Source organism: Flavobacterium sp. (assembly GCF_025352425.1).
GTDB lineage: Bacteria > Bacteroidota > Bacteroidia > Flavobacteriales > Flavobacteriaceae > Flavobacterium.
The window spans coordinates 1-4,770 of sequence record NZ_JANXTI010000092.1; the positions used below are offsets into that span (position 1 = coordinate 1).

4 protein-coding genes and 1 pseudogene are annotated in these 4,770 nt (G+C 32.3%); 3 read left to right on the plus strand and 2 right to left on the minus strand.

The window, feature by feature from the left end; translation table 11 throughout:
- Nucleotides 1-124, plus strand: a pseudogene (locus Q0Q99_RS11470) (IS982 family transposase); the annotation flags it as partial.
- Nucleotides 125-171: 47 nt separating this feature from the next.
- Here the strand turns inward: Q0Q99_RS11470 and Q0Q99_RS11475 are convergent.
- Together Q0Q99_RS11475 and Q0Q99_RS11480 are read right to left on the minus strand one after the other, a co-directional pair.
- Entirely contained in the window at nucleotides 172-1,398 is a 1,227-nt protein-coding gene (locus tag Q0Q99_RS11475; RefSeq protein ID WP_293895971.1) for a T9SS type A sorting domain-containing protein, read from the minus strand.
- A gap of 222 nt (nucleotides 1,399-1,620) precedes the next feature.
- Entirely contained in the window at nucleotides 1,621-3,189 is a 1,569-nt protein-coding gene (locus Q0Q99_RS11480; RefSeq protein WP_293895973.1) for a L,D-transpeptidase family protein, read from the minus strand.
- Between the two features lie 123 nt (nucleotides 3,190-3,312).
- Here Q0Q99_RS11480 and Q0Q99_RS11485 point away from each other — a divergent pair, with 123 nt between their 5' ends.
- Both Q0Q99_RS11485 and Q0Q99_RS11490 read left to right on the plus strand, forming a co-directional pair.
- Complete coding sequence (locus Q0Q99_RS11485; protein ID WP_293895975.1) at nucleotides 3,313-3,819, plus strand: nuclear transport factor 2 family protein; 507 nt, start codon at nucleotides 3,313-3,315, stop codon at nucleotides 3,817-3,819.
- A 373-nt stretch (nucleotides 3,820-4,192) separates the two neighbouring features.
- Nucleotides 4,193-4,621 carry a hypothetical protein gene (locus Q0Q99_RS11490; RefSeq protein ID WP_293895978.1) on the plus strand — a complete coding sequence of 143 codons (429 nt, stop codon included), beginning with the start codon at nucleotides 4,193-4,195 and terminating at the stop codon, nucleotides 4,619-4,621.
- The last annotated feature ends 149 nt before the right edge of the window (nucleotides 4,622-4,770 follow it).

A 4,770-nucleotide genomic window follows, 5' to 3' on the forward strand; every position in this document is an offset into this window, starting at 1 on the left:
TAAAACTTTTGAAGGTTTTAAAACAAGAATTTTAGCAAAAATAACAGCATTAACATTGGTTCAGTATATCAATAAATTCATATTTGACAGACCAATAAACAATATTAAAAATCAAACAATTTAATTACACCCAACGGGTTAGGTTTTATTAAATTTGTAAATAGAAGACTTTTACTCAATTATAAACTTAATTGTTTTAGTGCTTCCTTCAGAAACTGTTTTACCATAATAAACGCCCGAAGTCAACGTGCTACAGTTTATAGTTTGAATTTCATTTTTTACAGATTCTTGTTTTATTATTCTGCCTAAAGAATCATATATGATAAACATAACACCACTTGAGGAAGTAGAATGATAATATATTGTCAATTCTTTATTGCGGACTGGATTAGGTGAAATTATAACACTTGTTTGATAATCCTCAAAAGTAGTTGACGATAAATTTGGCGTGGCAAGCCAAATAATGGCATTCATTAATAATATTTGGTGATTTCCATTAGCGTCAGCAATATAACCATCATATAAAAAATCTCCTGTGTCTCCTGTTCCATCATCAGGAATGGAACTATCACCAATAGCGACCACTTTTCCAGCCAGATAATTTGACTGTGCCACCATTACATTAGTTGTGCCAATAGTACTTGATCCGGTTTTATAAATAAGCCCTTTCACGCTGTTGTTCACAGTCGGATTTAAAGTCATTGTCGTTCCGCCTGACCATTGTGCTCTGGTAACATTTCCTTTTATACCGTGAAGTATTGGGTTTGAGGATAGGTTAGCGATATTTGTAGTGGTTTGCGAAAAATCATTTGAATCAAACGAAATCCCAAAAGGGTCGGAGAGCACATTGTTGTTTTGCATCAAATCATTCCAAACTTGTAAAGAATCGTAACCATCATTATTTCGGTCTGAAATAGCATGGTCAGCAATCATAAGTAAGCTTCCACCATTTTTAACAAAATTTACTATGGCATCTTTTTCCGCAGCTGTAAAAAGCACATTAGGTTCATCGACTACAAAAATCGTATAATTAATTAAATCCTGAACATTGCTCGCAGAACCATATGTAATTTGTGCATTATAGGGTAAACTTTCAACTATGTATCCTTCCTTTGCACAATCAACAGCCCAATAAGATAAAGCACCTTGCCAATAATCTTCTGTTGTTGATGCGTTAATACCTGATTGTGGCGGATTAGGAAACCGCTGCGGATTTGATTCAAATCCTCCTATTGATACTGAAGTGCTTCCGGTATAAAGATTATGCAAATCAGCATCAATTACCCAATCTGCATTTCCTGCCATTTGAGCTTTGGTAGCATCAAATAATATCTTAACCTGGGCAGCGCCTGAAAAACTTACATATAAAACACATAAAAGAGTAAAACGTATTTTCATAATATTTTTTAATTCACTGAAATCATTATTATACCCATAGTTAACCTTACTTAATATGTGTTGAAAACAGGAAGCAAAAATAACAAATATTTTCTCTTTCTTAAAATTGATACCGTTAATAATGAGGAATTGTTAATTCGATTATTGGGCGTTGAGGTTCGCCTTATAACTGTAAATTGAACGATCTAAATAATTTGAAAAAAAGCAGTTCAAAAAATATCGTTATTCTTCAACCAACATAGCGGTTAATCGTTTATCTCTTTCATAAATATCTTTATAGAAATTGATGTTGCCCTCATCATCAACCCAAGCAGTAAAGTAACCAATATAAACCGGAATTTTGTTTTTGAGCGTATACCAGGATTCTTCGCCCTTATTCATAGCCTCGTCTATTTTTTCTGGCGTCCAATTTGAATCATCCTCCAAAATTAAATTGGCTAACTCTTTTGGTTTTTCGACTCTGATACAACCATGACTAAATGCGCGTTTTTCTGCATTAAACAATTCTTTGGCAGGTGAATCATGTAAATAGATGTTATTATTATTTGGAAATAAGAACTTAATCAAGCCCAGTGAATTATCTTTTCCTGGTTTTTGCCTAATATTTTCACCTTCCCATTCCATATTGTGTTTTGCTAAATAATTCCCGTCTTTCTCAATCCCCGGAAGGATTTCTTTCTCAACAATACTTTTTGGCACGTTCCAATAAGGACTAAACACTATATAACTCATCATTCCGCTAAAAATGACTGTTTTATTCATCATGTTTCCGACGACAACGTTCGATGTTAAAACTGCTTTCCCTTTTTTGAAATAGGTCAATCTATAAGACGGGATATTAACCGCAATAAACTCTTTCGCTTTTGTCACATCGGTAGAAATCCATCGACAACGCTCCATGTTAACGATAATGGTTCTAATCCGACTGCTAATGGGCACATTCATTTCGTCAACATGTTTTGGTAAAATAGTTTTATTTAAAATAAACCCATTTCGCTTTTTATATTTTAAAACAGCTTTTTGAAGCGAAGGTTCATAAAATTTACCGCCGGAATCAACATCAATGTCGCCAGTTAAAAATAATCGCGTTCTTATTTTAGACACAACATCAGAACTATCGCCGGGTTTAATAGAGACAAAGCCTGTAGGTAAAGCAATGGAATCCCATCCGCCTTTTTGTTCTATCGCTCTATATCTTTTTAAAACTGCTTTGAGCTTGTAATATTGCTCAATATGCTGGTTTTTTTTATCAATAAATTTTGGGTCAATAAGCAATGAGTCAAGATAAGTTACATAGGAGAGCTTTTTTCTGGGCAAATACCACCCTAATTCGTTGGTTTTAGACTTGTCAATTCCCCGTAGTACTTTATTTGCATAGTAGAAATAATAGTTAGATAGAAATAAATCAAACTCAACATCAGGTACATCGGAACCTTTTTGAAATAATGACTCAAATGTTTCATTATAGGGCACTTTGCCAATTACCCCATCTTCAAAAAGGTTATTTATTTTATTGTAAAAAACATCTGCTGTTTCCCTTCTGCCGTTTTTATCAAACCAAATGTAATCATAGCGGTTTTTTTGATATAATAAAACCACTTGCTTTTTATATACCGCCAATTTAGGATATTTGGAATAAAAAGTTTCTACCTGAGCACTATCAAAAGACAAGGAAAAAGATTCCTTATTTTTATTAATTTTGTTTTCCTTTTTGACGCAATTCCAATTGGTCAGAGAAATACTCACCACAAAAATAATTAGCAAAAGTCGGTATAGCCTCATTTTTTTCATTCAACGTTCAATTATTCAATTTATAAAAATACAAAACTGCCAGTATTGTATGCATCAGTAAGTGTTATATTTACCTTTATGTTTTGAACTACAATAATAGACTAAATCAACACACCAACCCTTATGAAAAAAATACAGCTTTTTATAGTATTCCCATTATTATTTGCCATTACTACCAACGCACAGGATAGTCCCGAATCACAAATCAACAGCACACTTGATACCTGGCATACAGCCGCTGCTGAAGCTAATTATAAAGATTACTTTGATGCCTTGACCGACGACGCTGTTTTTATCGGAACGGATGCTACAGAAAATTGGAGCAAACCTGCTTTTCAGACATTTGCCAAGCCTTATTTTGATAAAGGAAAAGCATGGAGTTTTACTGCCTTAGAAAGGCATATTTACTTTAGTGGAGACAAAAAAACAGCCTGGTTCGACGAACTACTTGACACCCAAATGAAAATATGTCGGGGTTCAGGAGTCCTGGTTCTTATAAACAACCAATGGAAAATAAAACACTATGTTCTTTCGATAACCATTCCAAATGTTAACTCCGATGAAGTGATAAAAATAAAAGCTCCAATTGAAGAGGCATTAATTATGAATTTAAAAAACAAAAAAAAGTAAACTTTTTACTTTTGAAAAACCATAACGTTTTCATTCTCGTAATTGAGTTAAGAACCCAACTTCTACGATTATGGATATCAACAAAAAAATTAAAACAATATTTGAAACAACAATATTTGTTGCAATGTTTGCTCTAGTGTTTCTTGTATTTTATTTAGCCTTATTTTTTAATGTTTAATATATGGCTCCCCTGAAATTACTTAATACGGTTTGGTTAGTTTTGTTTGAAAAGCGCTGTTTCGTGTCAAAATCAGCGCTTTTTTTTATTACAAACTTATTTAGAAAGAAAATAAATTGTTAAAAAATGTTCATTTTAAAAAACTAAGGTTTTTATCTTTTCGTAAATCAACTAAACAAAAAAAACTAAGCACCCATGAAAATTAATAAAAAAGTCAAAATAGGATTGCTAAGCGTTACAGGCTTTATACTCCTTATGTTTATCATCTTGGTCTATCACATTGCCACCGCAAGACCTTTAGAAAATGCAACAATTCAAGTAAGCAGAATAGATTTTGCCAAAGCTTTTGATTCAATTTCTGCTATTGATATTAAACAAAAATTACATAATATACCAGGAGTGAAGAGTGATATCATTATAAAAAGAAATGTTGTTGTTTATTTTCATGATAATAAAATTGCAGATTCCAAAAAGGTATATGACGAATTAATGACGACGGGACATTATAATGCCCAACGTTTTATATTGCCCGAAGGCCTTGCCAATAAGCAAGTTTGCCCAATAATGAAAAAAGATGGCATCAGCTATAAGTTTTCGCATTTTGTACAAAGTATTTTCAATTAATCTTAAATATATTAACCCGTTGGGTGTAATTATTTAAAGTAAAAATAAATTGATTAAATATTGGTCAAGATACTGAAATTCAGTATCTTGAAGTCGCAAAACAAACCAATATTCATGTCAAATATAGTTAAAAATTATTTAAGAGTTTT